Source organism: Synechococcus sp. PROS-7-1 (assembly GCF_014279795.1).
Taxonomy (GTDB): Bacteria; Cyanobacteriota; Cyanobacteriia; order PCC-6307; family Cyanobiaceae; genus Synechococcus_C.
The window spans coordinates 2223478-2240201 of the sequence record NZ_CP047945.1; the positions used below are offsets into that span (position 1 = coordinate 2223478).

Annotated in this window: 14 protein-coding genes; 6 read left to right on the top strand and 8 right to left on the bottom strand. The window is 52.0% G+C overall.

Annotated elements, in window-relative coordinates; all coding sequences use genetic code 11:
- Positions 1-95 precede the first annotated feature (95 nt).
- The 7 genes from SynPROS71_RS12155 to pds all read right to left on the bottom strand — a co-directional run bounded on the left by SynPROS71_RS12155 (position 96) and on the right by pds (position 9028).
- On the bottom strand, positions 96-866 hold the full coding sequence (locus SynPROS71_RS12155) for a MinD/ParA family protein (RefSeq protein ID WP_186595361.1): 771 nt from the start codon (positions 864-866) through the stop codon (positions 96-98).
- A 76-nt stretch (positions 867-942) separates the two neighbouring features.
- Positions 943-2415: a TolC family protein gene (locus SynPROS71_RS12160; RefSeq protein ID WP_186595362.1), complete on the bottom strand. Its 1473-nt coding sequence runs from the start codon at positions 2413-2415 to the stop codon at positions 943-945.
- A gap of 158 nt (positions 2416-2573) precedes the next feature.
- A complete protein-coding gene (locus tag SynPROS71_RS12165) occupies positions 2574-3515 on the bottom strand; it encodes a phytoene synthase (RefSeq protein ID WP_186595363.1) in 942 nt (313 codons plus the stop codon).
- A 2-nt stretch (positions 3516-3517) separates the two neighbouring features.
- Positions 3518-4552, bottom strand: a complete 1035-nt coding sequence (locus SynPROS71_RS12170; protein ID WP_186595365.1) for a PleD family two-component system response regulator — start codon at positions 4550-4552, stop codon at positions 3518-3520.
- Positions 4552-4926, bottom strand: coding sequence for a response regulator (locus SynPROS71_RS12175; protein WP_186595367.1), 375 nt, complete (start codon positions 4924-4926; stop codon positions 4552-4554). The genes SynPROS71_RS12170 and SynPROS71_RS12175 overlap by 1 nt, the downstream gene beginning before the upstream one ends.
- Positions 4923-7535 carry a Cache 3/Cache 2 fusion domain-containing protein gene (locus SynPROS71_RS12180; protein ID WP_186595368.1) on the bottom strand — a complete coding sequence of 871 codons (2613 nt, stop codon included), beginning with the start codon at positions 7533-7535 and terminating at the stop codon, positions 4923-4925. The genes SynPROS71_RS12175 and SynPROS71_RS12180 overlap by 4 nt, the downstream gene beginning before the upstream one ends.
- A gap of 71 nt (positions 7536-7606) precedes the next feature.
- Positions 7607-9028 (bottom strand): 15-cis-phytoene desaturase, encoded by a 1422-nt coding sequence (gene pds, locus SynPROS71_RS12185; RefSeq protein ID WP_186595369.1) that lies wholly within the window; start codon positions 9026-9028, stop codon positions 7607-7609.
- Between the two features lie 108 nt (positions 9029-9136).
- Between pds and SynPROS71_RS12190 the strand changes: the two genes are divergently transcribed.
- Positions 9137-9484, top strand: a complete 348-nt coding sequence (locus tag SynPROS71_RS12190; RefSeq protein ID WP_186595370.1) for an NAD(P)H-quinone oxidoreductase subunit M — start codon at positions 9137-9139, stop codon at positions 9482-9484.
- A complete protein-coding gene (locus SynPROS71_RS12195; protein ID WP_186595371.1) occupies positions 9481-10113 on the top strand; it encodes a DUF3172 domain-containing protein in 633 nt (210 codons plus the stop codon). Before SynPROS71_RS12190 ends, SynPROS71_RS12195 begins: the two co-directional genes overlap by 4 nt.
- Here SynPROS71_RS12195 and SynPROS71_RS12200 read toward each other — a convergent pair.
- Positions 10104-11108 (bottom strand): LysR family transcriptional regulator, encoded by a 1005-nt coding sequence (locus SynPROS71_RS12200; RefSeq protein ID WP_186595372.1) that lies wholly within the window; start codon positions 11106-11108, stop codon positions 10104-10106. The genes SynPROS71_RS12195 and SynPROS71_RS12200 overlap by 10 nt on opposite strands.
- Positions 11109-11239: 131 nt before the next feature.
- Here SynPROS71_RS12200 and SynPROS71_RS12205 point away from each other — a divergent pair, with 131 nt between their 5' ends.
- The 4 genes from SynPROS71_RS12205 to SynPROS71_RS12220 all read left to right on the top strand — a co-directional run bounded on the left by SynPROS71_RS12205 (position 11240) and on the right by SynPROS71_RS12220 (position 16703).
- The gene (locus SynPROS71_RS12205; protein ID WP_186598079.1) at positions 11240-11941 is read left to right on the top strand and encodes an NnrU family protein; all 702 of its coding nucleotides are present in this window, start codon (positions 11240-11242) and stop codon (positions 11939-11941) included.
- A gap of 34 nt (positions 11942-11975) precedes the next feature.
- Positions 11976-13988 carry an NAD(P)H-quinone oxidoreductase subunit 5 gene (locus tag SynPROS71_RS12210; protein WP_186595373.1) on the top strand — a complete coding sequence of 671 codons (2013 nt, stop codon included), beginning with the start codon at positions 11976-11978 and terminating at the stop codon, positions 13986-13988.
- Between the two features lie 103 nt (positions 13989-14091).
- On the top strand, positions 14092-15747 hold the full coding sequence (locus SynPROS71_RS12215) for an NAD(P)H-quinone oxidoreductase subunit 4 (RefSeq protein WP_186595375.1): 1656 nt from the start codon (positions 14092-14094) through the stop codon (positions 15745-15747).
- A gap of 53 nt (positions 15748-15800) precedes the next feature.
- Complete coding sequence (locus SynPROS71_RS12220) at positions 15801-16703, top strand: segregation/condensation protein A (protein ID WP_186595377.1); 903 nt, start codon at positions 15801-15803, stop codon at positions 16701-16703.
- The last annotated feature ends 21 nt before the right edge of the window (positions 16704-16724 follow it).

Here is a 16724-nt window from a genome sequence, read left to right on the forward strand (position 1 = left end):
CAGACGGCGGAGAGGGGGATGATCAAGCTGAACCATGAGTGCCATGGTGAGAGGCCCGCTGGGCAGCGCCTCCAAGTCAAGGGAAGCCCCTTCAGTCATGCAGAAACAGACGCTTCCATGAGGGACTTGCAAAGATCTCTGACTGCAGTGGACCAGGTGTGATTAGGAAATTCAAGAACAGCAAGTCCACCACTGGCCAGGGTGAGCAAATCTTCACTCAGAGGAAGAATTGATCCAATACTCACCTCATAACTTTCCTGCATACGCAGGCGAACTTCATCTCTACTGAATTGACTGGGAAGCTTATTCATCACAAGCTGGATATTTGCCACATCCAACCGTTGCGCCACCTCAATGGCAACAGCAGTTCCGAGATAATCCTGACTATCTGGGCGCATGACCATGACCAAACAATCAGCAATGGCAGCTGAAAGCAAGGTCTCTTCGTTGATACCAGGGTGGGTATCGACAATGACATAATCGAGCTTAAGAGAGTCTGCTAAAGCAAAAATCGCATCATTCAACTTTTCAACCTGATATCCTTCTCGTAGTAATCTTGCGATCCGATCACTATCCATTGAGGCCGGGGCAAGGAACACATGTCCTTTCGCTGCCTTGACGGGAGCCGGGGTTACTTCATGAACACAATCCTTGATCGCTGCATCTTCCTGAAGGAAATCATTAAGGCAAAGATCACCGTCTTCATGGGTATAACCAAAAAGAACATGCACACCTGGCGAGGCCAAATCGGTATCGAAAATAGCGACGCGCTGACCTTGAAGCCCCAGACTTGTCGCCAGATTCGCAGTGAGATTGGATTTTCCCGTGCCTCCTCTAAAAGAGTGAACAGCAATGATCTGCGTCATGGTGACTCCGGGGAAGAGAAGGCCGCGTTACTTAGGAGACAGGTTAACTGGCAACACCGAAAAATTCACGCAACCTTCATCCGTCTGAGTTGAAGGAGTTTTTCGCCCTTCGCAGGATTGAGGTCAATCCCAACTCAGACAAGGGATCACCAACCTTTTGAACCAAACCTGGATCGGCTGCAAAGGTCAGTCCGCTAGCACGCGAAAGATTGACCAGAGCAAGGTTGTAATCGGAAAGCTGACTTATATAGGACTCAACGGCCTGGGTCAGATCTTGCTGAGACTGCACGACATCAGTAATCGTTCCGTAACCTGCGTTGAATCGAAGCGACTGAAGCTTTAATGCGGTCGATGCAGCTTGAACCCTCTGCGAAGCCACGATGACAGCTTCTCTGCCCTCAACAGACTGAGAGAAGTACTCCCGAACCTCTTCAATCACGGAATTAATAGATTGCTGGGCTGCAGCCTGGGCAGATTTTGCACGCTTGCGTGATGCTTCGGCGTCCATGCGTGCACGTCCACCATCAAACCCCGTCAAAGTGACTTGAATCACGGATTCAGAATTCCAAAAATCACTTCGACCTGTTTCGATGATCCAAGGAGAACCTGAGCTTGGAAAACCTAAGTTTTTAGTCCAATACAGAGAATTGACAAGTTCAATTGTTGGCTTATAAATTGCCAAATCAATCTGCGCCTGCAATTCATTTTGCTGAGCAATCGAAAGATTTTTAACAATGACCTGACGGTAGTCCAGGGCCGACTCGATCGTTTCATCAAGAGAAACCTGCCAAGAGCCCAGAGGACTGAGCGCTTCGCTGGGCTTAATTTTGTTGGCCCTCGGATCATTCAATAAGGCAGCCAGCTCGGCTTGTGCAACCATCGAACTACTTTTGGAATTAACAAGATTGACCTGATCAGTTCTTAGAACAGTCAACTGCTTAGCAACATCAAGTTCAGACGAAACGCCTAGCTTTTTCCTAGACTTTGCAAGATCGAGCAACAGCATATCATTCTCAACAAGCTGTTCGCTGGTAAGAATAGACGCAAGAAACTTCTGCAAGCGCACGTAAGCCTGTTGCGTCTGAAGTGCATAATCACGGCGTGAAATAATGTAATCACTTCCCGCCTCTTTAACAAGGTACTTACCTTTCCAGATCTGGGGCTGACGCACAGGATCATAGATCTTCCAATTCAAATCAAGAGTTTGCACACCTTGAAGGTAACTACTTGTGTAAGAACGCGCAAAGATATAAGAGGGGAGCTCGCTTGCAGAGGCCCCATATTCAGAATAGATTGAAGTATCAATACCACTGTTTGCACCCGCATAGTTATAGTAGGAATTTTGGTTGTAATTACCAAAATTAAGATTAAAGCTCAACACAGGCCACCACGTTGCAAAGTCGGAACCAAGTGAATCTTGAGCCGCCTTGAATGATTGCAGATTTTCAAGAATGACTGGGTTCCTCTCTTCTGCTAAACGAACGGCTGTCTGCATATCGAGGTTTTGAAGGGCATCCTCTGGAATCGACGGCGAAACGGGCTGTGGCAACCGACGACTCACTGGCCAAGACCCAGTAATCGCCTCGATTGAGGAAGCAGTTGGGAGCTCTTGTTCAGCACGAACTCTGCCGCAACTAAAACCCTCCAGCAGAAGCAATGCAGCGTTGACTGCTGCGAACGAAGATATCAGTTTCACACAAAAGAGTCTCATTTTGCTTGCGAAAGAATAAAGGAAAAGGGCAAATCAATGAGTTTGCGATATCGCGGCACAAAAGCACGATAATTAAAGACATCATAATCGTTATTTTCGATTCTCGATAGAATCCCCCGGTACAGTCGCAGAGATGTCCATACTGGCCAGCGCGCGTCAGGTGCCAGAAAACGCACACCCGACTCGGAACGCTTGAACCAATCACGAGCACGTTGTATCTGAAAAGCCATCAGGTTTCGCCATTGATCATTAATGACACCATCGAGAAGTTCAGACTCAGAATATCCAAAACCATTAATCTCATCTAGAGGCAAATAAATCCGACCTCGTTGTCGATCTTCACCAACATCACGAAGAATATTCGTGAGTTGGTTGGCAATTCCTAAAGCAACTGCTGCTCCAGATGTTTCAGTCTCTTCACTCCACGGTGCTGACGTGTAGCAATCATCAATCCCCATCACTTTTTCAGACATTAAACCAACAGTGCCGGCAACCCGATAACAGTACAATTGCAGATCTGAAAAAGACTGATAGCGCAAACTAGTGAGATCCATGCGCATACCCTCAATCATGTCAAGATAAGGCTGAAGTGGCTGGGAAAAACGATGGATCGTGTCAACCATGACTTTGTCCAACCAAGTATTGACGCAGCCTTTGAACATTTCACGGGTGTGCTCTTCCCAGGAATCCAATTCAGCCAATAATTGCTCTTTTGGCTTGGACAGAGCCTCAGGACTGTCCATGATTTCATCTGTGCGCCTGCACCAGACATAAATAGCCCATATTGCTTGCCGTTTCTCTAACGGCATCAGCAAAGTACCAAGATAAAAAGTTTTCGCCCACTCTTCAGTCTCTGCTCGACACCGTTCAAAGGCCTCCCTTAACGAAAGAGGAGTGGCATCAGGCACAACCGAAGAGTAGGAGGATACCGTAGCCATCGTCAGGCACCAAGCTGCTGACGTCGTTGCCGCATCAACCGAGCACGTTCCGATAATGACTGGAAAGCAGGATCGCTAGTAATGGCTTTGACCTGCGAAACAACAGATTGACGGCTGATCTTAACCTCTAGCTTCTGGATTGTCACATGCAATGCCGTGTCGTTTTCGACCAACACAGATGCAATCTCGGAGACATGGCTGAGCAGACGCATCACGCTGGCATCGTTACTGGCCGTAGCCGACAATTGGCTAATCACCGACTGTGCCTGATCAATCTGAGAGCGAACGCGTGACTGGGCTTCCTTGAGATTGTCGTAGAGCGACAAATCATCGTCATAACGAAATTTCTTTTCTAAAGATGAGTCAACACGAGCACGAAGCAATGTGAGATTGCATGGTTTAGGCAAATAATCATCTGCACCAACGTCGATACAACGAATAACAACATCGATGTCATCAAGACCAGATATCATAATGACTGGAATCATCGACAACTGATCATTACCCTGCAAAAATTCCAGAACTTCTTCCCCATTACAGCGAGGCATCTGCACATCCAAGAGAATCAAATCAAAGGGTTTCTCTTGTACGATATTGATCGCAACTTCACCATCCTCAGCAGTCGACACAACATGATGATCCCGTGTCAATGCTGCAACGAGCATATCCCTATTGCTAGCGTTGTCATCGACAACCAAAACACGACCTTTGCGACCTCCTAGTCGATCTGATTGTCGTTGGTGAGGTGTCTTTGAAAGACTAGTTTTAAGCTGAACAACAGATCCTGATTTTTTATTGTTTTTCAATACATGTTTCTCGGCCTGTAACTCTTGAGGTGTTAATCGGCTGCGGATCATCTCAAGCAAGACAAGGGCAGAATCTCGGATCCTGGAGAGGTCTTCAGCCGCAAGTTCTTCTCCTGCTTCTAATTCTTCAGTCAGTAGCTCGCTGTAACCAACAATTTGATTGATTGGATTATAAAGATCATGACGCAATAGCTTGAGATTTGTCTCTTCGGAAAAAAACTGTTCAGACATTATGAAGCACCCTTGGACAACAGTGAGTTGATTTTCTCAAGCAAACGGGGCAACTCGATCGGCTTTGTATCAAAATCATCACATCCAGCACCCAGGCAAGCTTCGCGGTCCTGCATCATCGCATGGGCGGTCAATGCAATCACTGGAATGGATTGGGTCTGAGGATCATCTTTTAATTTTCGAGTCGCATCGAAGCCGTCCATGACTGGCAGGCCTATGTCCATCAAAATCAAATCAGGACGAAGCTCATTGGCCCTTTCAATTGCCGCCGCGCCATCGCACGCAATCTCTACCGTAAAACCTTTACGTGTTAGTCGACGAGAAAGCATATCTCGATTCAACTCGTTGTCCTCGACAAGGAGAATCACTGTCATGACTTTGAAGGTGCCTCGGTAGAGAGCGTAATGAGTTCTTCAATTACAGAGATAAGCACATGAACACTATCATTAGATAATGGAAGCCAACGTGTGCCGACGGAATCCAAACGCATCAAAATGTCAGGCGTCAAACTTTCTGACGACATGGCGACAAGCGGTAATTTTCTAGCATTATAGTGTTGGCGAATGTTCTCAATCATGGAAATTGTTGACTCTACGCGATAGGTCATGTCCACAATCATGAGATGCGGGCAATTATTTAAAACGAATGTCTCCATTAAACCTGGATCCTGCATCACCGTTAAGTGACATTGAATGTCTTCTAGCGCCTCAAGCCTTTGTTGAATCATCGAGCTAAGTTCAGAGCAATTTTGCAACAGGGCAACATCTAGTTGATCCACTTTGTGGCTAATGCTAAGTCGATTCAAAATCGACTCTAAACGCCCCCAGTCAATCGGTTTCTGTAAACAACCAGCTGCACCAAGCATCGCTGACAATTTTTGTGTGTCATCTCGACTGACAACAACAACCGGCAGAGAGGATAACCTCTGATCACTTTTAACCATTGCCAAAACGTTCCATTCATCTGAATTTGAAGTATTAATATCCACAATCACGGCATCCGGCATAATGCCAGCTATCGATTCAAAACCAATTTCGCTATTGGGAACACCAATGACCTCAAAATTGTTTTTCGTCAGAAAGCGCTTGATCAAATCCATCGAATCTTGATCATCGTCAGCCACAACAATTTTTCCGCGACTCACTAATGATGAAGTTGTTGAGTCCACCTCAGAACTTTTAGCCTTTTCTTCGTCGTGAAGGGAATGAGTATCTTCGTTTTCTTCAATCACAGCAGAGGACGCATAACGAGGCACGATCATCGTGAACGTGCTTCCATCCCCAAGCGAACTTTGAACACTAATGTCTCCGCCCATTAAGCGGCTGAGTTTACGACTTAATGACAAGCCAAGACCGGTTCCTCCGTATTGACGAGTCGTACTTGCATCCGCCTGACTGAAGTCGCTAAAGAGCTTGGACTGTTGTTGTTCTGTCATGCCAATTCCAGTATCGATGACTGAGAATGAGATTTGTGGAACTCCAGCCTCTGAATTAATGAATCTGCACGATAGTCGTACAGTGCCGTTCTCCGTAAACTTGCAGGCATTGCCAATAAGATTAATCAAAGACTGGCGAACCTTTGTGATATCCAAGAATGCAATATCATCAGACTTGCTGGGCCTTTCGCAAATAAACTCATTATTATTTTTGAGGGCAAGAGGCTCTGCTGTCGCGCAAACATCATCTAAAATTCTATTCACTGAATATTTCTCATTATAAACCGTCATTTTACCTGCCTCAATTTTTGAAAGATCTAGAACGCCATTAATTAAGCCCAGCAAATGACGACCTGAAGACAATATCTTCTCCAAATCAGAAACGAAATCACTTGGCTCTAATTCTTCCGACTCTTCAATAAGCATTTCGCTATAGCCGATAATGGCATTCATTGGCGTGCGTAATTCATGACTCATATTCGCCAAAAATTCACTTTTCGCTTTACTTGCAAGGAACGCCGTTTTCTTAGCTCGATGGGCTCTTAAACTTTGATGCTCTGCTTCAAGGCGAAGTTTCTCTCCTTCTAGCAAAGTGGATTTAAGCCGCCTTTCAAAGAAAACAGTAACCAAAATCACAGACAGCAGAATTAGGATAATTGGTGCCATCGCTACAAAAACGATGCGAGCTGCCAAATCATTGATTTCGGAGACTTTTGAGCCTACATAAATTTGAAATCCCCAGCGCTCAAACGGGTATTGCTGAATGTCATATCCAGCTATACGTTCCAGAGCATTATTGGATTGTCGCGACTGATCAATTATCTTCTGGATTTCTTCGCGTGGTTTGCCGAGCGTGAGATAAACAATATCTCCTTTATCATCAACGAGAGTCAAAAAACCCAAGGAACCAACAGCTGATGTCTGGATGACTTGACCAACATCACGAAGTTCGTCAAGGGGATATCCAACACCAATAGCTCCGACGACAGCTTGTTGCTGATTCTCAATAGGTTTGTAGTGGGTGATATAAGGCCGACCAAAAAGATATTCAATTCCATAAGATTCTTTACCCTGAAGCAAGAGAGGCTTAACTCTCCCGTCCAAATTAAGAACTGTTCCCTTGGCTAATTCTCCACTCTGGTTACGCACAGTTGTTTTCGCTCGAACGAATTCACCGTCTCTAACAGTGAATATCGTGGCTTGAGCACCTAAGCCATCTTCAAGCATTTCAAAGATGCGATTCAACTTCTGCGAAGGGCGGACATCCAATTGCTTCAGGGTGTTAAGAATAAGCTCCCGAGATTGTTCGTCAGACTGGAATGAATATGCCTTGCCATCGCTTAACGTTGCGAAGATAAAACTAAGATCTGCTTCAGTTAAACTTCGATAAAAAGAATCGACCAAGTCAAGCTGAGCAGCAGTTGAACGGATAAGTTGATCAGTTCTCTCCAAGAAGTATTCCTGAGTGCGCTCGCGTAAACGCACATAAGTATAAGCAACAGATCCAGCAATTAAAGTAGCGACAACAAGTATCCAGGTTCGAGACAAACGCTGAACACGCTCGGATCGGGATTCCGATGTTCCGATTAATCGTCGACGTAATGAGCTCATCATCTGGGCTATGCCACTAGAGCATTTTGTTTCTTTCCAGAAGCTCCTCCCAATTGATCACTCTGTCCGTCAACAGCACCAGCGCAGAGTTTTCCGCTCAGCACCGCGCCTTCCATCGACGCCAGGTAACGCTGCATGGTGTAGTCACCAGCAAGAAAGAAATTCTTGATCGGTGTGGTTTGATCCGGTCGCAGCTTCTGACAGCCAGGCGTGGTCTTGTAAACCGAAAGAGGTGTCTTAACCACTTTATATTTACGCAGTTGAGCAGGATTATCCCCGCCAAAATGCATCGGGAAGAGCTTGTGAAGCTCGCCCATCGTGGCCTCAATAATGTCTTCATCACTACGACCGATCCAATCCTTAGCCGGAGCGAAAACCAACTCGAGCATGGAACGATCAGGATCTTCGTACTCCTTGCACGTAATGCTCATGTCGGCATACACGCTCAGAAGAGGCGAACGGCTGAACAGGAGGTGGTCGATGTCGGTGAGTTTACGGTCGAACCAGAGATGAAGATTGATCACTGGTACACCTCGCAGGCCCTCCAGCTTTTGAAAAATATCCATTTTCTTCCAAGGCTCGGGTAGCAGCAACTTGAAAGGGTCCACTGGCATGGCGCTTACATAGGCATCAGCTGTGAGATCAAAACTCTCCTTGCCTTTTACACCGCCAATGTGAAAAGCAGCCACGGATCCATCGGCATTTAATTTGATTTCCCGCAGTGGACAATCAAGGTGAACTTCCCCGCCTAAGGATCGAATGTGATCGACCATCGGCTCACAAAGGCGCTCCGGTGGAGCACCATCCAAGAAGGCCATCTGCGAACCGTTTTTTTCCTGCAGGAAACGGTTCAAAGCGGTGAGAACCACTGTGGATGAAATCTCATCGGGGTCGATGAAGTTCAAAGCCTTGCTCATGGCAATGAAGACTTCATCATTCACACGCTCAGGGATGTTATGGATTTTCAGCCATTCCGTCCAAGAGTACTGATCACACTCCTCCACATAGCCCTGTCCCCTCAGCATCGCAGGGACCAAACCCAGCCCAAAACTGATCTTCTCCGGCCAGGTGAGCATGTCGTTGTTACCAAGAATCGCTGCAACACCGTTAATCGGAGCCGGCAGGTCTGGGAAATCAAAACGGCTGTAAGTACCAGGCTCTTCAGGCTGGTTAAAGATCATCGAGTGACTTTTCCATTGGAGCCTGTCCTCGATATCGAGCTCCTTGAACAGCTGGAGCATGTTGGGGTAGGCACCGAAAAATATGTGCAGGCCGGTTTCGTACCAATCACCATCTTCGTCTTTCCAAGCTGCCACCTTGCCGCCCAGCACGTCGCGGGCTTCCACCACAACAGGGGTGTGACCTGCATCAGCGAGGTATTTGGCACAGGACAAACCTGCCAGGCCGGCTCCCGCAATAGCGACGCGCATGCTTGAGATCAGAAGTTGAAACCAACCTTAAAAGGAGAGCCTCCTGCTCCGCTTCCTAAAGTCGAACCCAATTCGTTCACGCGGTGCTGAAGCCGCAACGTTGCCCCCATGGCCGAGACCCTGCTCAAGAGCACCACGCGCCACATCCGCCTCTTCACGGCTCGGGTTGAAAACGGTGATCTGGTCCCCGATCCAGATCAGCTCACGCTGGATCTTGACCCTGACAACGAATTCCTCTGGACTGAGAGCACGGTGACCACAATCCAGACGCGCTTCCGCGACCTGGTTCAAAGCTATGCAGGCCAACCCCTCAACGACTACAACCTTCGGCGCATCGGCACCGAACTCGAAGGAAGCATCCGCGAGCTTCTTCAAGCTGGAAGCCTCACTTACAACCCTGACTGCAGGGTGATGAACTACTCCATGGGCCTGCCAAGGACCCCTGAACTGCTGTGAGCCGATCCCCCTACGACCGTCCCCGTGCGGGAAACGCCCGTCGCCCCGATGATCGGCGTCGGAATCCAGACGCCCGACTGGATGAGCGACGAAGTGGCCGAGGCTATGGAGGCCCTCCTCCGGAGCCACCGGCCAATGGAGGGCTACGCCTTAACAGCGCAACGGCCGCGATCCTGGCTGGTGTGCTCGTCATCGGAATCGGCATCGGCAGTGCTGTGACCAGCACCACCCAGGGAGACCAAGGCAATATCGCCAGTTCTCAACAGCTCGACATGGCCGTGCCGGATCCTGAGTTTTGCCGTCAATGGGGCGCTAGCGCCTTTGTGATGGATATCGAGATGTACACCACACTCAACCCTTCCAGCAGCTTCGTCACCCAACCCACGCTTCAGCCTGGCTGCGTGATCCGTCGGGAAAACTGGGCTGTGCTGAGAAAGGAAGGTGCCATCACCTCGTCTCAAGAACGTGAATGCAAGCAGAGGATGAACACCTTCGCCTACATCGGGTCCGTTCGAGACAAACCTGTTGTGCGCTGCGTCTACCAAACCGACATCAGCCAGAACAAGTTTCTGACCCGTGGCGTGGCCGACGACACCGTGGGCATCACCCCTGAAGCTGATCAATTCTGATCGTTGCTTGGCAGGGGGGCGTCTCCTGCCTCCACAGGCGCCGCACCTCCTCTGGTTTGGCGCAAGGGGCTATCGGCACTGGCAAACACGGGTAAAACATCCCGTCGAAAAGCCTCTGCAGCTCGGGAGCAATATCGGGACGGGTTGGTGATGAGCTTTAGCTGTCGGCGCACCTGCAGATCCACAACCGCAGGGCGATGAAGGGTGTTCGCGGTGAGCTCCCGCTCAATCGACACCACAGGCAGAAAAGCTGCTCCAAGGCCGGCCTGAACAGCATTCTTAATGGCCTCGAAGGAATTCAGCTCCATCTCGATGCGCAGACGCTGCACATCGAGACCTGAACGAGCCAGAAGCTGATCCACCATCTTTCGCGTTGTGGACTGGGCATCCAGGCTGACGAAGCCAAGTCGGTAGAGATCATCTTTGCTGAGCTCCACCAGGCGCGACAGGGGATGCTTGACAGGCAAAACAAGAGCCAGTTCATCGCTGGCGTAAGGCACGACCTGCAGGAGCTCGTTGAGTTCCGCGGGGAGCTCCCCGCCGATAATCGCCAAATCGATTTGACCATTAGCCACGCTCCATCCCGTCCGCCGGGTGCTGTGCACGTGTAGCTGCACCGACACGTCAGGAAATTTTTGACGGAACAGTCCAATCATCCGCGGCATCAGATAGGTGCCGGTGGTCTGGCTAGCGCCCACGAGCAGAGAGCCACCTTTGAGGTCATGGAGATCGTCCAACGCGCGGCAGGCCTCGTGGCACTGGCTGAGGATCCGATCGCAGTAACTGAGGAGAAGATGGCCAGCTTCGGTGAGCTGAGCCTTGCGTCCACCTCGGTCGAACAGCGACACCTCGAGCTGTTTCTCAAGATTCTGGATCTGGAGGCTCACAGCCGGCTGGGTGACATAGAGGCTGTCAGCAGCCTTCTTGAAGCTTCCCTCGCTGACGATGGCCCGCAGAATGCGTAGCTGATCCAGAGTGAAGGGCAGATCGGCCATGGAGAGCTGCCTTGAGGCAGCAGGGGCTTGAAAACTGTAAGTGGATCCCTCCCCCCAGCCTCCAGAATCAAAGCTCTCGCAGCATCTCGTTGGCTGAAGTATCCGGCGACCTCCACCACAGCAGCCTTGTGATGGTTCTGCTGCTGCTGGTTTTCGCCATCATTCACAGCGGCGGTGCGGCCTTGCGCAGTCGAGCGGAGGCCAGGATCGGTGCTCGGGCCTGGCGATTGATCTTTGCTGCCCTGAGTATTCCATCCGCGGTTGTGGTGATTGGCTACTTTCTCGCCCACCGCTACGACGGCATCCGTCTATGGAATCTCCAGGGTGTTCCTGGAATGGTCCCCGGCGTTTGGATCGTGACGGCCATCAGTTTTCTATTTCTCTACCCAGCCACTTACAACCTGCTGGAAATTCCCGCCGTCCTGAAACCGCAGGTGCGTCTCTACGCCACAGGAATCATCCGCATCAGTCGGCACCCCCAAGCTGTTGGACAAATTCTTTGGTGCCTCAGCCACGCCCTCTGGATCGGCAGCAGCTTCATGTTGGTGACCTGTGCCGGTCTGATCGGACATCATCTTTTTGCCGTCTGGCACGGCGACCGTCGCCAGAGGGCTCGGTTCGGGGATGCGTTCGAAACACTGTGCTCTGAAACCTCGGTCGTTCCATTCGCGGCGGTTCTCGATGGTCGGCAACAACTGATCTGGGAAGAACTCTTCAGGCCAGCTCAGCTGGGGATCACCATCGCCGTGGGAGTGTTCTGGTGGGCGCATCGCTACATCCCAGCCGGAGGGATGGCCTTCCTGCATTCCCGTCTCGGAGAGCTGCTGAACTGAGCTGCTTACACTCAGCACAACACGTCTTCTCCGGATGCCCTCGGCTGCCGACTCCGCCTGGATGATTCCGGTGCTGCCCTTGATCGGGGCTTTGATCACCGGTCTCGGCCTCATCAGCTTCAACCGCACCATCAATCGACTGCGCAAACCGGTTGCACTGCTGTTGATCAGCTGCGTTGGTGCCGCGGCAGTGATCAGCTACGCCGTTCTCTTCGAGCAGTTGGGGGGGGCTCCGCCCGTCGAACACCTGTTTGTCTGGGCCAGTGCCGGTGATTTCAGCCTGCCAATGGGCTACGTGGTCGATCCTCTTGCCGCTGTGATGCTGGCTCTGGTCACCACCGTGGCTCTGCTGGTGATGATCTACTCCCATGGCTACATGGCGCACGACAAAAGCTATGTGCGCTTTTTCACCTACCTGGCGATCTTCAGCAGCTCAATGCTGGGCCTGGTGGTGAGCCCCAACCTGCTTGAGATCTACGTGTTCTGGGAGCTGGTGGGCATGTCGTCCTACCTGCTGGTTGGTTTCTGGTACGACCGTGATGGAGCAGCCCACGCTGCGCAGAAAGCTTTTGTGGTGAACCGTGTGGGCGACTTCGGCCTTCTCCTTGGCATCCTTGGCTTGTTCTGGGCGACGGGTAGCTTCGGCTTCCAAGAAATCGCCGATGGATTATCGGCGGCCGTTAGCAGTGGTGTTGTTCCTGGCTGGGCCGCGCTGGCCCTGTGCCTGTTCGTGTTCATGGGCCCGATGGCGAAGTCAGCCCAGTTCCCTCTGCACGTGTGGCTGCCTGACGCCATGGAAGGCCCCACTCCTATCTCGGCATTGATTCATGCCGCCACGATGGTGGCTGCCGGTGTGTTCTTGGTTGCCCGCCTCGAACCGCTCTACAGCCAATTCCCGAGTGTCGGAGTGTTCATCGCTGTGATCGGAACACTGACCTGTTTCCTGGGTGCCTCGATCGCACTCACCCAGATGGATCTGAAAAAAGGCCTGGCCTACAGCACTGTCTCCCAGCTGGGTTACATGATGCTGGCCATGGGTTGCGGTGCTCCGGTTGCCGGAATGTTTCACCTCGTTACCCACGCGTTTTTCAAGGCCATGCTGTTCCTGGGATCAGGATCAGTGATTCACGCCATGGAGGATGTGGTGGGGCACGAGCCAGTGCTTGCACAGGACATGCGCCTGATGGGAGGCCTACGCAAGAAAATGCCCATCACAGCCATCACCTTTCTGATCGGCTGCGTCGCCATCAGCGGAATTCCTCCCTTGGCTGGTTTCTGGAGCAAAGACGAAATCCTCGGTCAGGCGTTTCAGACCTTTCCCCTGCTTTGGGTCGTGGGCTTCCTGACCGCAGGCATGACAGCCTTTTACATGTTCCGCCTTTACTTCCTCACATTTGAAGGACAGTTCCGCGGTGACGATGAAGCCCTGCAGGCTCGCCTGATGGAAGCCGCAGGCAAATCCATGGATACGGAGCACCCCCACCATGCAGGAAGCCTGCATGAGTCGCCCTGGTCGATGACAACACCGCTCATCGTGCTGGCCGTCCCTTCCATCCTGATTGGCTTGCTGGGCACTCCTTGGAACAGTCGGTTTGCCGCCTTGCTCAACCCGGAGGAAGCCGTTGAGATGGCCGAACATTTCAGCTGGGGTGAGTTCCTTCCCCTTGCCGGCGCCTCCGTCGCCATCTCGGCAGCGGGAATCACGGTGGCTGTTTTGGCCTATGCCCTGCACCGGATCGATCTTGGACAGCTTGTGGCGGCTCGCTTCCCAAGCGTGAATGCCTTCCTCGCCAACAAGTGGTATCTCGATGCCATCAACGAGAAACTTTTTGTGCGCGGCAGCCGGAAAATTGCCCGGGAAGTGCTGGAGGTGGACGCCAAAGTCGTAGACGGTGTCGTGAACCTCACTGGCCTCTTAACTCTGGGCAGTGGCGAGGGCCTCAAGTACTTCGAAACGGGCCGGGCTCAGTTCTATGCCTTGATTGTGTTTGGAGGTGTGATCGCCCTCGTGGTCTTGTTCGGTGTGTTGGGAGGCCCGATCGCCTGATCCCCACCTCGCGATTTCGGCGTTGTGTGTGTCAACGCCTATCGACGGGGTGCCAGTTCACTCAGCATTTCTACACTCCGAACAGTGGTGAATGTGCTGACTCTTGCTGGACTTTGCCGTCAGTGCTCCGTTTGACCCGGCAGCTGATATTTCCGCGGGCATCATCTCCGCCCAATTTCCCTGGCTGAGCCTTTCGATTCTGTTTCCGATCGTTGGTGCGTTCATGGTCCCCTTCATCCCAGATCAGGGTGATGGACGGCAAGTGCGTTGGTTCGCGCTCGGAATCGCCCTAACAACGTTTCTGATCACAGTCGCCGCTTATCTCAACGGCTACGACCCCGGCTTCAGTGGCCTTCAGCTTTCAGAACGAGTGAGCTGGCTTCCGAATCTTGGTCTGACCTGGGCCGTAGGGGCCGATGGCTTGTCCATGCCCCTCATTCTTCTGACCAGCTTCATCACAACCCTGGCTGTGCTGGCCGCATGGCCGGTGACCTTCAAACCCAAGCTGTTCTTTTTTCTGATCCTGGCCATGGACGGAGGGCAGATCGCTGTCTTCGCGGTTCAGGACATGCTGCTGTTCTTTTTGGCGTGGGAACTTGAGCTACTTCCGGTGTATCTGCTGCTGGCGATCTGGGGTGGGAAGAAGCGGCAATACGCGGCCACCAAGTTCATCCTTTACACCGCAGGAAGTTCTCTATTCATCCTTTTGGCCGCCCTCGCGATGGGCTTCATGGGCGGGGGGGCTCCCAGCTTTGAATATTCCGTGCTGGCTCAAAAGGGATTCAGCACAAGTTTTCAGCTTCTCTGTTACGCGGGACTGCTCATCGCTTTCGGCGTCAAGCTGCCGATTGTGCCTCTGCACACCTGGCTTCCGGATGCCCATGGTGAAGCCACAGCTCCGGTTCACATGCTTCTGGCTGGAATCCTTCTAAAAATGGGGGGGTATGCGTTGATGCGTTTCAACGCCGAAATGCTTCCGGAAGCTCACGCACAGTTTGCACCTCTGCTGGTGGTTCTCGGCGTGGTCAACATCATTTACGCAGCGCTCACATCCTTCGCCCAACGCAATCTCAAACGCAAGATTGCTTACAGCTCGATCAGTCATATGGGATTTGTGTTGATCGGCATCGGCAGCTTCAGCGCGCTTGGTACCAGCGGAGCCATGCTTCAAATGATCAGCCACGGACTGATCGGTGCCAGCCTGTTCTTTCTTGTGGGCGCCACCTATGACCGCACCCACACTCTGCAGCTTGATGAGATGGGCGGTGTTGGCCAGAAAATGCGCATCATGTTTGCGCTTTGGACCGTGTGCTCCCTCGCCTCTCTGGCTCTTCCTGGGATGAGTGGGTTTGTGAGCGAACTGATGGTCTTTACAGGATTCGCCACCGACGAGGCTTATACCCTCACGTTCCGGATCGTGATCGACGGTCTGGCGGCCATTGGCGTGATCCTGACGCCGATCTACTTGTTGTCGATGTTGCGTGAGATCTTCTTCGGTAAGGAAAACGTGCAACTGGCCTCCAACACCAACCTGGTGGATGCTGAGCCCCGAGAGGTTTACATCATCGGCTGCTTGCTTGTGCCGATTATCGGCATCGGTCTTTACCCACGCCTGATGACGGACAGTTACCGCACGGCAATCGAAGCACTCGTCGATCGTGATGTGGCGGCCATGGAGGCCATCAGCCGACCCACAGCGCCGCTGATCAGAAATCCATCCATCGCTCCTGCCTTATTGCAGGCCCCCAAACTTCCTTAGGACTGGCTCATCCCTTCCAGGATCGGTACTTTTCCAGAAGTTGGTTGTTGCTAGTGCCTGACGCTGCGCTGAATCCAAATGCTGATTCCGGCGCCAGGCTTGCCATCCGTCTGCTTCAGGATGCTGCTCAACGCGGCGATCTAGACCCCTGGGATGTGGATGTGATCGCGGTGGTTGATGGATTCCTTGACCAGCTCAAGCAAAGGATCGAGGTTCCCAGACGCGTGGCGGCGGAGATCGCCAATCGAGGAGGCAGCTATGAACGTGATCTGGCCGACAGCAGCGAAGCCTTTCTGGCCGCATCAGTGCTGGTGAGCCTCAAAGCTGAAGTGCTGGAAGCCCAGACTTTCCCACCGGAACCGGTGCTTGAGGAGGCTTTCGATGCTGATTTCGGTGATCAGGGTTGGCTGGATCCGAGCTTTGACCTCCCCAGACGCCCTGAAAGACATCTTCTGCGCCGCCCCGTAGCGCCGCCACCCTTGCGGCGACCCGTCACGCTCGGAGAGCTGATTGAACAGCTGGAGTCGATTGCTGAACAGCTGGAGTCGGATGAGCTGGAGATACGCCGACGACAACGACAGAAACGATTCTCCAATCGAGAAGCGATTGCTCAAGTGGCCGCCCTAGCCCATCGCGAGAAGCTTCCAGAAACCACCGCGGCGCTTGGACTGTTCCTTAACAACTGGGAGCCAGCACTGCAGTGGGTCAACTTCGAAACCCTTGTGGAGCGATGGGGCACCGCCGCCGCGCCGGATCTCGACAAAGATCGAGTCGGTGTGTTCTGGGCCCTGCTTTTCCTCTCTTCACAGGGCCAAGTCGAGCTGGAGCAGTTCGGGGTTTTGCATGGACCGATTCAGCTCAGACGGCTTCTGGCGCCGGGGGCCATGGCACAACTGCCCTTGACCAGTCTTGACGTGCCAGATGTCATGCCGGCCAAAGCAGCGATAGCTGCCTGAGCCCCCACTTATGGTGGCTTT

What these genes read in the sequence shown, in the direction of transcription:
- SynPROS71_RS12165 (WP_186595363.1), bottom strand. Translation starts at nt 3,515, where the DNA reads ATGGCTACGGTATCCTCCTACTCTTCGGTTGTGCCTGATGCCACTCCT.
- SynPROS71_RS12190 (WP_186595370.1), top strand. Translation starts at nt 9,137, where the DNA reads ATGGCCGAGACCCTGCTCAAGAGCACCACGCGCCACATCCGCCTCTTC.
- SynPROS71_RS12175 (WP_186595367.1), bottom strand. Translation starts at nt 4,926, where the DNA reads ATGACAGTGATTCTCCTTGTCGAGGACAACGAGTTGAATCGAGATATG.
- SynPROS71_RS12170 (WP_186595365.1), bottom strand. Translation starts at nt 4,552, where the DNA reads ATGTCTGAACAGTTTTTTTCCGAAGAGACAAATCTCAAGCTATTGCGT.
- SynPROS71_RS12200 (WP_186595372.1), bottom strand. Translation starts at nt 11,108, where the DNA reads ATGGCCGATCTGCCCTTCACTCTGGATCAGCTACGCATTCTGCGGGCC.
- SynPROS71_RS12210 (WP_186595373.1), top strand. Translation starts at nt 11,976, where the DNA reads ATGCCCTCGGCTGCCGACTCCGCCTGGATGATTCCGGTGCTGCCCTTG.
- SynPROS71_RS12205 (WP_186598079.1), top strand. Translation starts at nt 11,240, where the DNA reads ATGGTTCTGCTGCTGCTGGTTTTCGCCATCATTCACAGCGGCGGTGCG.
- SynPROS71_RS12155 (WP_186595361.1), bottom strand. Translation starts at nt 866, where the DNA reads ATGACGCAGATCATTGCTGTTCACTCTTTTAGAGGAGGCACGGGAAAA.
- pds (WP_186595369.1), bottom strand. Translation starts at nt 9,028, where the DNA reads ATGCGCGTCGCTATTGCGGGAGCCGGCCTGGCAGGTTTGTCCTGTGCC.